The 15,973-nt window shown below is 61.5% G+C and carries 14 protein-coding genes; 4 read left to right on the top strand and 10 right to left on the bottom strand.

Translation table 11 applies throughout. The features are described 5' to 3' along the window. Positions 1-201: 201 nt before the first annotated feature. From R4P64_RS08815 to R4P64_RS08805, 3 genes are read left to right on the top strand one after another with little or no spacing between them, the layout of a single operon-like run. Positions 202-3,441 carry an arabinosyltransferase domain-containing protein gene (locus tag R4P64_RS08815; protein ID WP_411742661.1) on the top strand — a complete coding sequence of 1,080 codons (3,240 nt, stop codon included), beginning with the start codon at positions 202-204 and terminating at the stop codon, positions 3,439-3,441. Positions 3,442-3,490: 49 nt separating this feature from the next. Further along, the gene (locus tag R4P64_RS08810; RefSeq protein ID WP_317820330.1) at positions 3,491-4,777 is read left to right on the top strand and encodes a glycoside hydrolase family 1 protein; all 1,287 of its coding nucleotides are present in this window, start codon (positions 3,491-3,493) and stop codon (positions 4,775-4,777) included. Between the two features lie 8 nt (positions 4,778-4,785). Continuing rightward, positions 4,786-5,226: a nuclear transport factor 2 family protein gene (locus R4P64_RS08805; protein ID WP_095886460.1), complete on the top strand. Its 441-nt coding sequence runs from the start codon at positions 4,786-4,788 to the stop codon at positions 5,224-5,226. 8 nt (positions 5,227-5,234) lie between these two features. Here the strand turns inward: R4P64_RS08805 and R4P64_RS08800 are convergent, their stop codons facing one another. Genes R4P64_RS08800 through R4P64_RS08790 form a run of 3 tightly spaced genes read right to left on the bottom strand, consistent with a single transcriptional unit; the run spans position 5,235 to position 7,602 of the window. Continuing rightward, entirely contained in the window at positions 5,235-5,783 is a 549-nt protein-coding gene (locus tag R4P64_RS08800; RefSeq protein ID WP_317820328.1) for a dihydrofolate reductase family protein, read from the bottom strand. Next, a complete protein-coding gene (locus tag R4P64_RS08795) occupies positions 5,777-6,433 on the bottom strand; it encodes a nitroreductase family protein (RefSeq protein ID WP_317820326.1) in 657 nt (218 codons plus the stop codon). Before R4P64_RS08795 ends, R4P64_RS08800 begins: the two co-directional genes overlap by 7 nt. Positions 6,434-6,489: 56 nt before the next feature. Further along, positions 6,490-7,602 carry a GGDEF domain-containing protein gene (locus R4P64_RS08790; protein WP_317820324.1) on the bottom strand — a complete coding sequence of 371 codons (1,113 nt, stop codon included), beginning with the start codon at positions 7,600-7,602 and terminating at the stop codon, positions 6,490-6,492. Positions 7,603-7,763: 161 nt separating this feature from the next. On the opposite strand from R4P64_RS08790, the gene R4P64_RS08785 reads away from it, so the two are divergent. Continuing rightward, on the top strand, positions 7,764-8,393 hold the full coding sequence (locus R4P64_RS08785) for a LysE family transporter (protein WP_033230922.1): 630 nt from the start codon (positions 7,764-7,766) through the stop codon (positions 8,391-8,393). A 15-nt stretch (positions 8,394-8,408) separates the two neighbouring features. On the opposite strand, the gene R4P64_RS08780 is transcribed toward R4P64_RS08785, so the two are convergent. From R4P64_RS08780 to R4P64_RS08750, 7 genes are all read right to left on the bottom strand, one after another. Next, the gene (locus R4P64_RS08780) at positions 8,409-9,101 is read right to left on the bottom strand and encodes a DUF1345 domain-containing protein (protein ID WP_202025942.1); all 693 of its coding nucleotides are present in this window, start codon (positions 9,099-9,101) and stop codon (positions 8,409-8,411) included. Between the two features lie 21 nt (positions 9,102-9,122). Next, complete coding sequence (locus R4P64_RS08775; RefSeq protein WP_317820321.1) at positions 9,123-10,412, bottom strand: cyclopropane-fatty-acyl-phospholipid synthase family protein; 1,290 nt, start codon at positions 10,410-10,412, stop codon at positions 9,123-9,125. 183 nt (positions 10,413-10,595) lie between these two features. Next, positions 10,596-12,110, bottom strand: a complete 1,515-nt coding sequence (locus R4P64_RS08770; RefSeq protein ID WP_317820320.1) for a pyridoxal phosphate-dependent decarboxylase family protein — start codon at positions 12,108-12,110, stop codon at positions 10,596-10,598. Beyond that, entirely contained in the window at positions 12,097-13,473 is a 1,377-nt protein-coding gene (locus R4P64_RS08765) for an MFS transporter (protein ID WP_411742653.1), read from the bottom strand. Before R4P64_RS08765 ends, R4P64_RS08770 begins: the two co-directional genes overlap by 14 nt. 113 nt (positions 13,474-13,586) lie before the next feature. Next, positions 13,587-14,000: a hypothetical protein gene (locus R4P64_RS08760; protein WP_033230925.1), complete on the bottom strand. Its 414-nt coding sequence runs from the start codon at positions 13,998-14,000 to the stop codon at positions 13,587-13,589. A 39-nt stretch (positions 14,001-14,039) separates the two neighbouring features. Next, positions 14,040-14,321, bottom strand: coding sequence for a hypothetical protein (locus R4P64_RS08755; RefSeq protein WP_033230926.1), 282 nt, complete (start codon positions 14,319-14,321; stop codon positions 14,040-14,042). A 310-nt stretch (positions 14,322-14,631) separates the two neighbouring features. After that, complete coding sequence (locus tag R4P64_RS08750) at positions 14,632-15,894, bottom strand: multidrug effflux MFS transporter (protein ID WP_317820319.1); 1,263 nt, start codon at positions 15,892-15,894, stop codon at positions 14,632-14,634. Positions 15,895-15,973: the final 79 nt, after the last annotated feature.

Raw genomic sequence — 15,973 nt, 5'->3', positions numbered from 1 at the left:
ATTCAGGATAGTCGCACCCTGTTAAGCACCGGTCCACCTGCGGCGCTCAGCGACCACCCGCCATCGCCGCCAGTGGCGGCGGTCACGGTCGATCGGCGTCGCGGGATTAGGCAAATTCCACATCCGACATTTCGAAGGTCGCTGTGTTTATAACAAACGCGTCACGCACCGCTAGGGTCGAAAGTCGTGACAGACAGTGACGTGGCCGTGGCCGCACCTCCCAACCCGCCGATTCCGCAGCGCGCCGCACGGCAGTCGCACGCAAGGATGGTGGCAATCGTTGCCTCCATTCTCGGAATCCTCGCGTGTGTATCCATACCGTTCCTGCCTATCCAGCAGGACACGGCCGGCATCAACTGGCCACAGGCCGGTTCGACGACCAGCGTCGAAGCCCCCCTCGTCTCGTACACACCGCAGCGGTTCGAGGCCTCCATTCCGTGCGCGTCGATAAACGAGCTGGCAGCAACGGGTGGAACCCTCGTATCTACCGCGCCCGCAAGCGCCGCCGATGCGCGTCGCTACGGGTTTGTCGCTACGGTGTCGCCCGCATCGGCAGACGCACCCGCACGCGTCGACGCGATCCTGCGGGACGAGGTTGTGTTCTCGGGACCGCTCGACGAACTCCCCGGCGGTTGTGCGCTGACGGTGCTCGCCGAGCCCACCCGGACGACGGTCTCCGTCACCGGGTCAGAGCCACGGATTCTCGATGGTGACCACCGGCCGCAAGTTGTCGGCGTGTTCAGCGACCTGAACACCGCTGCCGCCGGATTGGACGTCTCGATAGTCTCCGACTCCCGATTCACGTCGAGCCCGTCGACGATCAAAACGCTCGCCATGATTCTCGGTGCGCTGACCGCGATCATCTCGCTCGTCGCGTTGCACCGCCTCGACAATCTCGACGGCCGTCACAGCCGCAAATTTCTGCCGACGAGGTGGTGGAAATTCACCCGCGTCGACGGTGTTGTCATCGGAACATTGGTGCTGTGGCACTTCATCGGAGCCACGACAACCGACGACGGCTACCAGTTCACGATGGCCAGGGCAGCTGAGCAATCCGGGTACATGTCGAACTACTTCCGCTGGTTCGCCGTCCCGGAAACACCGTTCGGAACTCCCTACTACAACATCCTCGGACTACTCGCGCACATCAGTCCGGCAAGCCCGTGGGTCCGGCTACCGGCACTGGTGGCCGGCGTCGTCGCGTGGCTTGTCATCAGTCGTGAGGTCGCCCCGCGCCTCGGCGCAGCAATCCGCGGAAACCGTCTTGCTCTCTGGACCGGCGCGCTCGTTTTTCTCGCATTCTGGCTCCCGTTCAACAACGGATTGCGCCCCGAACCGATTGTTGCACTCGGCGTTCTCCTGACGTGGTGCTCGATCGAACGCGCCATCGCGACACGTCGACTCCTGCCGGTTGCCGTCGCAATTCTGATTGCCGGGTTCACGTTGACGGCAGGTCCGTCCGGGCTGATCTGCTTCGCCGCGCTGATCGCCGGCATCCGTCCCGTCATCGGCATCATCGTCGAACGCGCTCGGACCACCGGTTACCTCGCTGCCGTCGGACCGCTTCTTGCTGCAGGACTGTCGATTCTCATCCCCGCCTTCGGCGATCAGAGCCTGGCCGCCGTCATCGAAATGCAGCGCGTTCACTCGATCTCACCGAACGCCCCGTGGTTCGACGAATATCTGCGCTACCAGTACCTGCTCAACATCTCCGTCGACGGATCACTGACACGGCGCTTCGGCGTGTTTGTCATGTTCCTGTGCCTTGGAGTCTGCACCGCGATGATGCTCCGCAAAGGCGGCCGCATCCCCGGATTGGCCGCCGGCCCGCCGCGGCGAATTGTCGGTCTCACCATCGGCGCGCTGCCGCTGCTGATGTTCTCGCCCACCAAGTGGACGCACCACTTCGGAATCTTCGCGGGGCTGACAGCAATTCTCGCAATGATGACGGCAGTTGCGGTCGGAACCACCCTTCTGCGTTCCCCGCGCAATCGCGCGCTGTTCGCCGCAGGCGTGCTGTTCCTGCTCGCAGTGGCGTTCACCGGCAGCAACAGCTACTACTACGTCTCGAGCTACAGCGTTCCCTGGTGGGACAAACCCGTATCGATCAGTGGGCTCGGCGCGAGCACCGTTCTCCTCGGGCTGACCGTGCTGATGCTCGGGGTCGCCGCGTGGTTCTTCTTCCGTGAGCCGTACACCGTCGGCAAGGAGATGTCGCCGCGTCAGGCTCGCCTGCTGGCCATCTCACCGCTGACCGTCGCGGCCGGTGCCATGGTTCTCTTCGAAGTTCTCTCGATGTCCAAGGGCGTGATCAGCCAGTACCCGGCCTACTCGGTGGGCCGAGCAAACGTCGACGCGGTGCTCGGACAACCCTGTGGACTAGCCAACGACGTCCTGCTCGAAACAGATCCGAACGCATCGATGCTGGCACCGTTGTCCGGCGACATCGCAACCGCACTTTCAGCCGGCGGCGCCACCGGATTTGATCCGAACGGTGTTGCCGGCGACCTCAGCGCCGACGAGGAAGCGACCGCCACCGGTGGTGCCAACACTGTCGACAGCGACGAGACCACGGCCGGAAACTCCGCCGGAACCGGTGGTGGCGCTGGAGTGACCGGCGTCAACGGCAGTTCGGTCGCGTTGCCGTTCGGCCTCGATCCCGCCACAACTCCGGTGATGGGCAGCTACGGCCAAGCCGCACCGGGCACCCTGACCAGTGGGTGGTACCAACTTCCCGACCTCAGCGACAGCGGCACCCGCGGCGACATCATTTCCATCGCCGCAGCCGGACGCGTCCGATCCGTCGACACCGACGGCATCGTCACCTACGGGCAGAACGTCGAGGTCGAATACGGCACCGCGCGAGGTGCCGATGACGTCGAAATCGGTGGCCGGATCGCACCTCTCGACATCGGCCCGTCGCCGTCGTGGCGCAACCTTCGCGTTCCTCTCGACCAGATTCCTGTGGAAGCCAACACCATTCGTCTTGTTGTCAGCGATCTCGACAGCAAGGACGATCAATGGGTAGCGGTTACTCCGCCGCGTGTACCGCAAACACAGAAACTGCAGGACGTTGTCGGTTCCGACGCTCCCGTGATGTTGGATTGGGCTGTGGGTCTGGCCTTCCCGTGCCAACGGCCGTTCGATCATCGCGTCGGCGTTGCCGAGGTTCCCGAGTACCGCATCCTGCCCGATCACAGCGGCGCACTCGTGACCACAGCGTGGCAGGACCACTTCGGCGGTGGTCCGCTCGGGTGGATCGATCTCCTCGTCAGTGCGCAGACCATACCGTCGTATCTCGACAACGACTGGGGTCGCGACTGGGGTTCGATCGAGAAATACACTCGACTGGATCCTGCGGCGGTACCCGCGGAACTCGACGAATCCCGCGTGCAACGTTCGGGTATGTGGACTCCCGGTCCGATGACGATTGAATTCTGATCCTGCAAAAGCCACCTTTCTGGACACCTGTATGACCTAACCTCCCATCATGGGAGTCACGTCACGGTCGATTGCCGCCGCCCTACTCGCCCTCGTGATCGGGGTGGCGGCATCGCCGGCGCAGGCATCGGGAACCCCGTCGGAGGAGTTCCTATGGGGCGTTGCCACTTCCGGTTTTCAGTCGGAGGGTTCCTCCCCCGACAGCAACTGGTCGAGGTACTCCGCATCGGGTCGCACCCACGACATCATCGGCGACTCGGTCGACTTTCGGCACCGCTTCACCGAGGACATCGACCGCGCGGCAGATCTGGGCGCGCAGGTGTTCCGCTTCGGCGTCGAATGGGCGCGGGTGCAACCCTCACCCGGAACGTGGAACGAGACCGAATTCGGATACTACGACGATGTTGTCGCGCATATCCTGGCCCGCGGAATGACGCCGATGATCACTCTCGATCACTGGGTATATCCGGGTTGGGTCGTCGATCAAGGTGGGTGGACAAACCCGAAAACCGAAGCCGACTGGCTGACCAACGCCGAGAAGGTGGTCGCGCGATACTCCGGGGTCGGCGCATTGTGGATCACGATCAACGAACCGACGGTGTACGTGCAGCGTGAGTTGACGTACGGCGGAATCACGCTCCCCCAGGCACCCTTGATGTTCGACGCACTTGTTCGAGTGCACCGATCGATCTACGACCGCATCCACGTCCTCGACCCGGGCGCTCGCGTCAGCAGCAACTTCGCGTTCATTCCGGGTGTCTCGGAGGCAATCGACTCCGTGTTCACCGATCGGGTCAGCGACAAACTCGACTTCCTCGGTATCGACTACTACTACGGTGTGGCACTGGACAACCCGACCGCGGCCTACGCCGCGATCGACGAGTTCTACAACGTCACACCACAGCCCGAGGGTTTGTACGACGCACTGATGCGCTATTCACGCAAGTACCCGGAACTCCCCCTCTACGTCGTCGAGAACGGAATGCCCACAGACAACGGAAATCCTCGCCCCGACGGGTACACGCGCTCGAATCATCTGAGCGACCACGTCTATTGGATGGAACGCGCCCGCGCGGACGGCGCCGACGTTATCGGATACAACTACTGGTCCATCACCGACAACTACGAATGGGGTTCGTACCGGCCACGTTTCGGTCTGTACACCGTCGACGTCCTGACCGATCCCACCCTCACCCGTACCCCCACCGACGGCGTAGAGACGTACCGGAACATCATCGAAGACAACGGCGTCGGGCCGGATTACGTACCCGTGAAAGCGCCCGCATTCTGCTCGCTTGTCGATCCCCCACTCAGTTGCACCAACACCACGCGATAGGAACCCTCATGTCCACGTTCGGAAAGACCGTCGCCACTGCAGCCATCTCTGCAGCAATGATTTTTACCGGTGCTTCACTTGCCCAAGCCGCACCGGACTCACCCCGCGAGGCAGAAGCCCGGGCCTACATCGACGCGTTGGTCTCTCACGACGTCACCGACGTGCACTTCGCGCCGGACGCCACGCGCGTCGAAGCAGGCATCCAAACCGGGTTCTCGGGCCCTCAGTTGAGCGCCGACCTCGATCACGGTCTGCAGTACACCGTGATTCAGTCCGTGCGTGATCTTCGAATGACCGAAGAGGGGGACGTCGTGACCGCCGTCTATCTCCTCGATGCCGGCGTTGCCGACACACGCTTGATGACGGTCGAGATCCGGGAGACATTCGAGATTCGCGACGGCCTCATTCACGTCATCGTGGCAGATATCATGCCCGTATCGCTGTCCTGACTCAGTCCCTACCTCACTCTGTATCGCAGATAGACAACTCCGCTCCGAAACGCCTTCTGCTCCATCAGTTCGAGGTCGACATGAACGTCGGCAGACAATGCGCGCAGTCCGCCACCGACGATCACTGGGCAAAGGAACAGGTGAATCTCGTCGACCAGACCGGCGGCCAGCGCATGCGCTGCCAGTGTGGGACCACCGATCGAAATATCCTGCGTCGCGCTTGCTTTCATCGCCCGCATGGCTTCGGAGTCAAAGGTTCGCTCGATACGGGTTCGCTGAGTCGACGGCTCCGCCAGCGTCGTCGAGTACACAACTTTGTCCGCTCGGCGCCAGATCCGAGCGAAGTCTTCGGCAATCGGGTCGGGATCTGCCATCGTTTCCCACGCCGCCATGATCTCGTACATCCGGCGCCCGTACAGGTGCGTGCCCACGTCGCGTTCGAGGTTGTTGGCAAAGCCGTGTACCTCGGCGTCCGGCATTGCCCAGTCGAAGTTCCCCTCCTTGTCGGCGACATAGCCGTCGAGCGAGCAGATCGCCGAGTACTCGAGGTTCACCATCGGTCAAGGTGCAGAATGTTGTCGATCGGCTCGCGTGCCGCCGGTTTGAATGTCTCTCCCGTGAAGTACGCGGTGGGGACCAGAGCGCCCTGGTGGAAGCCCGCCGGGATTCCCAGGATTTCTGCGACTTCGGCTTCGCGCGCAAGGTGCAGTGTTGTCCACGCCGTTCCCAATCCGCGGGCGCGCGCCGCCAATGCGTAACTCCACGCCGCGGGAAGTAACGATCCCCAGAGTCCCGCCTGATTACCGGCAGGCAAGGTCCGCTCCGCCTTGATGCACGGAATCATCAGCACCGGAACTTCACCCATGTGTTGGCCGAGCCACTCGGCACTACTTCCGACACGCGCTTGGACTGCAGCCCGATCCGGATCGTCACTGAACAACTGCGCAGGAGCCCCCTGCGACGCCAAATAGCTCTCCGTGACGTCTTTGTAAATGTCGCCGATCTGTCGACGCAGTTCGGGGTTGGTCACCACCACCCATTGCCATCCCTGGCGGTTCGATCCCGACGGAGCTTGCAACGCGATCTCCAGGCATTCCTTGATCAGATCCAGGGGAACAGGCCTTGTCAGGTCCAAGCGCTTTCGTACCGTGCGCGTTGTCGTCAACAATTCGTCGGGCGTCAGGTCGAGAACCGGAAATTCACTCATCAATCGATCATCGCATCGACGGGACGAGCGGCGCTGGAAATGTGGCTCAGTGTGGACTACTGCGCTGACACATCAGCCACGACGCGATTGCGCCCGTCCGACTTCGCCTCGTACATCGCTTTGTCTGCACGAGACAAAGCCTCCTTGATCTGTTCCTGCCCCGTCAGTTTCCCGTGCGCGCCCGACGCGAGTTGTGCAACACCGATACTGACCGTGATCGGAACGTCGTCGGAACGCACGGCGACCTCCCCCCGAATCGCTTCTGCAAGTCGGGTGAGCCCTGCTATATCGCCGCGCACCGCGATAGCAAACTCATCGCCACCTGTTCGAGCTACTGCCGCGTCCACCCCGACGACTCGTTCGAGTCTGCGCGAAAGCAACCGCAACACCGTGTCACCGCCGTCGTGACCGGACCCGTCGTTGACCGCCTTGAAGTTGTCGATGTCGAGCAGTAGCACGCCGGATCGACCAGGCTCACGCTCTTCCGCAATCTGCATCCACAATTCGAAGCCTCGCCGGTTGAGGAGTCCGGTCAACGGATCACGATTGGCATTCGCAAATTGAGTGCGGTACGACGTCAGCATGCCCGCCGAGAACGACCTGAGTAGGACAAGCGTCGCATTGACAGCGATCACCGACGTTGCCGCCCTCGCAAGAATTCCCGCAATATCGTGGTATCCCTGACGCCACGTGAGAATGGCAAAAACGGCGATCACACAACTCGTGAAGACCATGTGCACCACGGTCTCTGCCCACCGGACAAAATGCGCCACGTACACACTGATCACCGCAAACAGAGCTGTCCCGTACAGCGCCAATTCGTGATTGGCGAACGTCGCCAGTACTACGGTCACACCCAAATCTGCATAGAGAACGAAGTACGTGCTCGCCCGTGGAACGGAATGATGCCCCATATCCCGGTTCCACCAGATGATGCCGAATCGAATTCGACTGACCAGATACGCTGCCGGAAGAGTACTGACGAGGACCAGCACCGCAACAATTCTCCGGAACGCAGTGTTCTGACCTTCATCGGAAAACGCAGCACACACCCCGACAAGAGCAAAAACGGGAACCAGCACGGCGATCCCGTAACGCATACGGGTTTCGGAAACCTCGATCTGATTACGAATCAACGAACGCGGTCCTGCGTCACCGCCAAAATTCATCACGCCGATCCCCCGCCTGGCAAATATTCAGACAACAAGAACGAATGTACCGTGCCGGAACGGTCGGTACCACTCCGAACCCACCAACACGTACAACTACACTTCTTCGGAGTCCCGTCACCATCACGGGCCGCATACCTTCCCAGCCGAAAGGCAAAAGTATGAGTTGGCACGTCTGGTTGGCATTCTTCGGCGCAAGCTGGGTGATCAGTCTGTCCCCCGGCGCCGGGGCAATCGCCTCGATGTCCTCCGGTCTGGCCGTCGGACTCCGTCGCGGCTACTGGAACATTCTCGGATTGCAACTCGGACTTCTCCTGCAGATCGGAATCGTCGCGGCCGGCGTCGGCGCGATCCTCGCCAACTCGACGGCGGCGTTCTCGATCATCAAATGGCTGGGCGTCGCCTACCTGGTGTATCTCGGAGTGCGGCAGTGGCGGTCCGCTCCCAGCGAGATAACCACCGACTCCGAAGCCGCACGGCGCTCCGGTCCGATGATGATGGTGCGTGGGTTCCTGGTAAATGCCAGCAATCCCAAAGCCGTGGTGTTCATGCTCGCAGTTCTTCCGCAGTTCCTCGATCCGAACGCGCCACTGGTACCGCAGTACCTGATCATCGCGGCGACCATGTGCGCGGTCGATGTCGTCGTGATGACCGGATACACCGGACTTGCGGCTCGGGTCCTGCGGCTCATGCGGTCACCGAAACAGCAGAGAATCACCAACCGTGTTTTTGCCGGCCTGTTCTTCGGGGCGGCAGGCTTCCTGTCGAGCATCGGCCGCGCCGCGGCCTGACCTACCGGTGTCAGCTCACAATCCGGCGATCAAATTGACTACCGACGCGACGATGACCGAGCCGAACAGATACGACAGCAACGCGTGGCCGAGCGCCATTGCCCGCATATCCGACGACTGCAAATTGGTGTCCGAGATCGCGAAGCTCATACCCACGGTATAGGCGACATAGGCAAAATCGCTGTACCGCGGCGGATCTTCCTGATTGAAGTCGATCCCACCGTCCGGACCTGTGTAGTACAACCGGGCGTATCCCAGAGCGAACAGCGTGTGCACCGCCATCCACGAAATGACAACGCTGATAACCGCAACCGACGCGGCGACGACTTGGTATCGACGGCCGTCAGGTGAAGCAACAAGCAGGAGCGCGATACCGACCAGGCTGGCCACCGCTGCACCGAGAACGAGAAGGTGTGCGACATTGCGTGCCGGTTCCTCACGAGTCGCGTGGCTGGCCGTCGTCACAGCGTCGAACGGCCACACCAGGATCCACGTCCAGACCGTGAACACCAGCGCCGCCACATTCCAGCCGATCAGAAAGGAGAATCGCGGAAAGCCCACCATCCACATGACAATTCCCGCGACAATGCCGAGCACCAGTCCCGCGGTGACTCGCAGTGCGGGCCCGGCACCCAAGCCGCTCTGGTTTCCCGGAATCGGCAAATCCTGCAATGGCTCGTTCACCCGCTCAGTCAACCATCGACGCATCGAACGCGCCCGCGATCCGGCTCAGCGATACCAGTTGCGCCGCGATCGCGGCATGCCACTTGATCCTCGTTCACCGGGTTTCACCGCCAGCACTTGATGAATGGTCAGTCGATGCGCCTCCTCGAAGCCGAGAGCGCTGGCCGCAAGGTACAACAACCACGTACGGACCCGCGCGTCGCCGACCTCGGCAACAGCAGCGTCCCAGTTCTCCCGCAGATTCGCCACCCACGCACGCAGTGTCAGCGCATAGTGTTCGCGCAGCGCATCACTGTCCCGAGTCTCGAATCCTGAACGCTCCAGAGCGTCAACCGTTTTACTCAACGGAAGGATCTCACCGTCCGGGAAGATGTATCTGTCGATGAAACCAGGAGCGCCGACAACCTTGTCCGGCAACGACTTCACCGAAGCAATGGCGTGATTGAGAAAGCGTCCCTCCGGCTTCAGCAACCCGTGCAGGTGTGCCGCATAGACCGGCAGGTTCGCCAAACCCACGTGTTCCGACATACCGATGCTCGAAATAGCGTCGTACGGGCCGTCATCCACGTCGCGGTAATCCTGCACCCGAACCTCGATATGTTCGGTCAATCCCGCGTCCGCTACCCGAGCCTTGGCGTACTCCACCTGTTCGCGGCTGAGCGAAACACCGACAACGTCGACGCCGTAATTCTGCGCCGCATGCAGTGCCATCGATCCCCACCCACACCCGACGTCGAGCAGGCGCATTCCCGGCTTCAAATCCAACTTCCGGCAGATCAGATCAAGTTTCTCTCGCTGCGCGTCCTCGAGTGACACAGTGCCGTCCGGCCAGTACCCGCACGAATACACCATGCTCGGTCCGAGAAACAGCTCGTAGAAACGATTTCCGACGTCATAGTGATGAGAGACAGTCGCCGAATCACGAGACTTGCTGTGGCGCTTTCCCCGTTTGGAGCGCATCTCGATCTCGGGCGGCGACGGCGGAAGCCCGACCGCGCCCAAGCCGACAAAAGTCACCACCGACCGGGCAATCGTGCGTGCCGACATCCCGGCCAGACGATGCTCACCAATCCGCGAAACAAGTTCCGGAACATCCAGCAGCGCAAAGATATCGCCGTCGACGTCCAAGTCTCCGGAGACGTACGCCCGCGCCAAACCCAATTCGTTCGGCGAATAGAGAACCCTCCGCAGCGCCCGCCGGTTCCGGAAAAAGACCCGAGCCGCTGCGTCGGCAGGGCCGGCTTGGGAACCGTCCCAACAGCGCACCTGGATTGGGAGTTCGATCCCCACCAATTCCTCGAACAGTGTCAGAACCTTGGTTGCGGCACCAGTCACCCATTCGTCCCTTCCCCGAAACGACAGCCTCCGATACTCGAAATCTACGCCCGGGACAACGAAATTTCGCGGCATATGTGAGGTTTGGTGCATCCCCTTTCGGAGCGAACGTACCTTTCGGCGCGTTCACGGCGATGGATGTACCTTTCGCTCAAAAAAGAGGGTAGAGGACCATCAGCCGAATCAGGGTTCCACGAGTCCAGCCAGGAACTCCACCAGCAGTCGCGTCGTGACCTCGCGGGGCAAGGACTCGACGGCGGCGAGGACCGCAGCCATGTCGAGGGGCGAGTCGCCTGCACCCTTCGGATCCAGACCGGCCGACACGAGCGCTGCCGCAACAGCCTCACTCGGCAATGCGCGAACGTCGTCGACACTTACGTCACCGCGCTCGAACGCGCCGGCCAGCTCGGCCAGCGCGGGCGGCGGCCCGGCCGCGGGAAGGCCGCGAACATCGTCGGCCCCCAACAACAATGCCGTGGTCAGCTCGGTCAGCACACTGTCCGTGACGGGTGTGATCGTGAGATGTGTGGTTCGCGGCAATGCAGTGCCGTCGGGTTGCGTCGACGCGGGTTGCCCCTGGAGCACAAACCCTCGAACTCCGACGGCGGTGGCCCAGCGATGTGGATCGACCTGCCGGTCCGGCGGCACTCCCCCATCCGCCGCTACTGCGAAGAGTGGGCCGACCGGCGTTCCGACGACGCGCAAACCGTCGATGCCGTCAATCGTGTCCACGAGCGAGGCAGTTGCCCGGTGAGCGCGCGCAACCAGGTCGGCGTAACCCGATTCGCCCAGCACTTGGGTGATGGACCAGGCTCCGGCCAGGGCGGCAACGGATTTCGACCCCATCAAGGTCGGATTGACCACGGGATATCCGGGCCACGCTGTAAGACCGAAGTACTGCTTACGGTGCAGATCTCGCCCCCGGTACAGAAGAACCGACGCACCTTTTGGCGAGTAGCCGTACTTGTGTACGTCGGCCGAGATACTGGTGACACCGGGAACCTGGAAGTCCCAGGCCGGCAGTTCACCCCACCAGGGCAGGGCAAACCCTCCGATGCAGGCATCGACGTGAAACGGAACCGACTGTGTACGGGCAATCTCCGCGATCTCGACAATCGGGTCGAGAGCAGCAAACGGATAGCTCGGTGCCGACGCCACGATCAGCACCGTGTCGCTGCGCAGAGCCGATCCAATGTCGGCGGCGCGCACACGACCGGAATTGGGATCGACGGCGACGAGAATCAGTTCGAGACCGAGTAGGTGCGCCGCCTTGTGGAAAGCAGCATGAGCGGTGGTAGGCAGGACTATCGATCCCTTTCCCGGCGGAAGGCCGCGCAGGTCGCGGGCGGCTTTGACGGCCAGCACACAACTTTCGGTACCACCGCTGGTGACATTGCCGATAACATCGCCATCTCCGTGGAGGAATCCGCGAACGAACCCGACAAGTTCGCGTTCCATCACCGCGGTGGACGGAAACACCGTGGGATCAAGCCCGTTGACGGGTTGTACTAATTGCGCTGCGTCCATGGCCAACTGATCAAGCGCTGCCAGTCCGCTGTCGTACACGTAAGACAAAACTCGCCCACCGTGTGTGGGGGCGTCCTGTTCACGCAGGCTGCGGAGTCTCTCCAGCACCTCCGCAGACCGTTGCTCGATCGAGGTATTACCAAGAAAAGAGTTGGTGTCACTGGCGGTCATCGTGCTCTTGTTCACTGCTGTATGCGCGTAGGAACACAAGGCTGATCGCGACCAGAGCGGCCGGGGCCAGCGAGAATCCGAGGGCGATGCCGGTGATCGCGGAGTCGGGCTGGTCAACCGTCTCCCCTGCCTGCGAGGACACAAAGCCTGTCGACGCCAGAAACAGCAGGAACACTGCTGGTCCGAGTGCAAGACCAGCAGTCTCTGCTGCCGTCCAGATCCCGCTGAGCGAGCCGCCTCTTTGGCGTCCGCCGATGCGGGCATCGTCTTCGATTACGTCGGGAAGCATGGCCAACGGAAATACCTGCATTCCGGCGTAGCCGACGCCCGCCAGTCCGACCGCACCGTAGATCCACGCTCCGGCGTCAACTGCAGCGAACGCCAAAAGCAGTGTGGCGACAACAAAAACCGTCGATGCGACAACGTATCCGCGAAGCTTGCCGTGGCGATGGGAATAGCGGTACCACAGCGGCATGATGACCAGCGCCGGGCCGACCAACGCCGCGAACAGCCCCGTGATGGCGTCTTCGTTCCCCATGACATACGTCGCGAGATACTGGGCACCGCCCAACATCACGGCTGTCGCGAGGGCTTGCAGGACAAACACGATCACGAGCAAACGGAACGATCGCGTACTGCGAACTGCGTCGAATCCGTCGCGATACTGCGAGAGCAATGAGCCCACCGGGGCATCGGCGCGTGTCACCGTGCGCCGCGCCGCGCCGAATACCGCCCAGAGCATTGCCCCGCACATCAACGCCGACACGCCCACGGCCATCACCAGATAGCCCGCAGCCCCACCTCCAGCAGCGTTGCGCAGTGCTGGTCCCCCGCCACCGATCACAAGAATTGCCAAGGCCAGTACCGCTATTCGGACGGATACCAATCGAGTGCGCTCGTGATAGTCGCCCGTCAGTTCCGTAGGCAGGGCGATGTACGGCACTTGGAACAGGCTGTAGGCGCTCGCTGCCAGCAGGAAGAACACCAGTACCCACACCGCGCCGACACCCGGGCCGGCTGACACCGGTGCAGCAAAGGTGAGTACGAAGAGCAACGGAAGGGCAAGCGAACCCGCCAACATCAGGGGTACGCGCGTGCCCGTTCGATGCGAACTTCGATCGCTGACCGTGCCGATCAGCGGATCGACAAGTACGTCCGCAATCTTGGGAACAATTACTACCAGCGACGCCAAACCAGCCGCGACGCCCAAGGTGTCGGTGAGGTAGTACGCCAGTACCAATCCTGGCAGGACGCCAAAACCACCCGTCCCGACACTTCCCGCGGCGTAGGCGGCAACAACCCCCCGCGACAACCGTCCGCCCGCGCGGCGTCCGCTGCCCTGTATGGGCTTTTCTGTGGTCACCAATCACACACTAGATGGCGACGTGCATCCTCAAGAGCAAAAGCCGGGAGACACGAATAACTCGGAAAACACCTCGAGGCACCTTCTGCCGAGACGCTTCGAGCCTCGCTCGGTCAGTCCTCGGCATCCCAGGTGGCTACGGCCCAGATAACAATGACATCGAGCGCGATGATCAGGATCGACCAGAGCGGATAATGCGGAAGCCACAGGAAGTTCGCGATGATCGAGAGCGCTGCAATCAGGATCGCAGCGATACGCGCCCACGTGGCAGCCATCATCATTCCGATGGCAATCGCTAGGCCAACGACGCCCAGGGCAATGTGAATCCAACCCCACGTCGTCACATCGAATTCGTAGACGTAGTTGACCCCGACAACAAAAAGGTCGTCGTTCGCGACAGCCGAAATCCCTTGAAGGAGAGAAATGATGCCGACAATGAAGAGAAGGGCTGCTGCTGCAAAATTTGTGCCGGTCGCGATGCCACTGCGCACCGGATGAGCGTGTGACGGTGACGATGTGTCGGTCATATTCTTGCCTCTCGCAGAAGGAGATGTCGACGATGAAAGTTAGCGATCGGTGGAATGCGCAGCGTTGCTCGAAGTCCGGCGGTACCACTGCCAACCTGCGGTGATCAGGACAGCTCCGACCAGCGAGCCGATGATTCCACTGGGACGCAATGAAAGTCCGTCACCCGCAATCAGACTCACGAGCAAGCCACCGACCAGCGATCCACCAATTCCCGCGATGAAAGCGAAGGGCCAGTCCAATCGTCGAGTGTTGCCACCGAGGATCAACTGGGCACCCGCGCCGATGACGGTTCCGAACAAGATCATTCCGATGATGAGCATGAGGCAAAGCCCTTTCAGCTAGGCGTACTCCGCGAACCGAACACGACGCTTTCGCGCAATCTTTCCCATATGTCCGTTTATCCGTCGGTGAATTGAGCAAAATCCGCTGACCGCCTTGCTTCAACCTGCACTGTTCTCTCGCGCACTTCTACTTCGCGCACTTCTACTTCGAGGAAACGGGTAGCTGAAATGTATCCGGCCACTGGCGGTCGGACATCACCCGCCGAGGGTGAAATTTCGCTTCCTTCCACCTAAAAACCGACCCGGGACTGGTGGTGTCCCGGGTCGGCTGTGGCGAGTTCGGCACAGATTACTGCGCGTCTGCTGAAGCGTTCCCTCTCGTCAGGGCAAGCGCCGACAGCGCGATGAGCGCACTGACGACCATTGCGATGGCCATAGGCAGGGCGGTGCCCTCCCCGCCGATCCCGACGAGCGGGGAAATCGCAGCAGCGAGCAGGAACTGCAGCGCACCAAGCACTGCCGATCCGGTACCGGCGGCCTGCCGCGCCTCACCGAGCGCCAAGGTTGTGGCGTTGGCGATGACAAGGCCGAGGCTGGCCATCGTGCACCACAACGCGATCAGAGTGATCCACAGAACGGGCCCGGCAAGCGCATTGATCAGCATGACTGTCGAAAACACCGCGAGCAAGGTGAGACCGATCCGCAACGTCAGCCGGTCACCTAGTTTCGCGACAACCCCGCCGTTGGCGACGCTGAAGATCACAAGGCCGACCGCGTTGACGGTGAAAACGACTGTGTACCAAGCAGTGGAGAGTCCGTGCACATTCTGCAGGACAAACGGTGACGCAGAGATGTACGCAAACATGACACCAAAAGCGAAGGCGTACGCGAGGGTGAACCCGACGTACCGGCGGTTCCGCAGAACGTTTCGAGCCTCACCCAGCATCGCGGCAGCGCCGCCGGTGGTGCGCAATTCCTTCGGGAGCGTTTCCGATACCAATGCAAGGACGCACACGAACATCAACGCGGACAGCACTGTCAGAACCCAGAACACGCCACGCCACCCGAAATTAGTGACAACAACACCGCCGAGTAGCGGCGCGATTACCGGTGCTACTGCGTTGATCACCACGAGCAGGCTGAACAATTTTGCCGCAGCGGCACCGAAGGCACGATCGGAGATCACTGCGCGGCCCAGGACAATTCCCGCCGCCCCGGCAAAGCCCTGCACAAAGCGCGCTGCGGCCAGAAGTTCGATACTCGGCGCCAGTGCGGCACCCGCACTGAAGACGGCGCAAGCCGCAGTCCCGATGAGAAGTAACGGCCGTCGACCGTACCGATCGGAGAGCGGGCCGAACACAAGCTGTCCAAGGGCAAGACCGACCAGGAAGGTTGTGAGTGTCAGCTGTACGGCTGACGCGCTGGTATCGAACTCCACCGACATCTCAGGGAATGCCGGCAGATACATGTCGATGGCCAGTGGTGCCACAGCCGCCAACAGAGCCAATGTTGCGATGATCTTGGCGGGTAGATGTGTCGCGTGTCCCGCGTCCGACACAGACACCGGGTCGGACTCCACCATGGTGTCTGCTTCCTGCACGTGCTGTTTCACATTGATCCTTCATCCAGTTTTGCACTACGGCTATATCTAGAAATAGATATAGATATATATATATCTTAACGTCTAGACT

The sequence above is a fragment of the Rhodococcus sp. IEGM 1366 genome (genome assembly GCF_033142425.1).
In the GTDB taxonomy this organism is placed as follows: Bacteria; Actinomycetota; Actinomycetes; order Mycobacteriales; family Mycobacteriaceae; genus Rhodococcus_F; species Rhodococcus_F globerula.
This window is presented reverse-complemented; position numbering and strand designations above follow the sequence as displayed.

Coding starts and splice junctions, on each gene's coding strand:
- R4P64_RS08755 (WP_033230926.1), bottom strand. CDS start 14,321: ATGCTCATCATCGGAATGATCTTGTTCGGAACCGTCATCGGCGCGGGT.
- R4P64_RS08790 (WP_317820324.1), bottom strand. CDS start 7,602: ATGAATTTTGGCGGTGACGCAGGACCGCGTTCGTTGATTCGTAATCAG.
- R4P64_RS08795 (WP_317820326.1), bottom strand. CDS start 6,433: ATGAGTGAATTTCCGGTTCTCGACCTGACGCCCGACGAATTGTTGACG.
- R4P64_RS08760 (WP_033230925.1), bottom strand. CDS start 14,000: ATGACCGACACATCGTCACCGTCACACGCTCATCCGGTGCGCAGTGGC.
- R4P64_RS08770 (WP_317820320.1), bottom strand. CDS start 12,110: ATGACCGCCAGTGACACCAACTCTTTTCTTGGTAATACCTCGATCGAG.
- R4P64_RS08810 (WP_317820330.1), top strand. CDS start 3,491: ATGGGAGTCACGTCACGGTCGATTGCCGCCGCCCTACTCGCCCTCGTG.
- R4P64_RS08780 (WP_202025942.1), bottom strand. CDS start 9,101: ATGCGTCGATGGTTGACTGAGCGGGTGAACGAGCCATTGCAGGATTTG.
- R4P64_RS08785 (WP_033230922.1), top strand. CDS start 7,764: ATGAGTTGGCACGTCTGGTTGGCATTCTTCGGCGCAAGCTGGGTGATC.
- R4P64_RS08805 (WP_095886460.1), top strand. CDS start 4,786: ATGTCCACGTTCGGAAAGACCGTCGCCACTGCAGCCATCTCTGCAGCA.
- R4P64_RS08800 (WP_317820328.1), bottom strand. CDS start 5,783: ATGGTGAACCTCGAGTACTCGGCGATCTGCTCGCTCGACGGCTATGTC.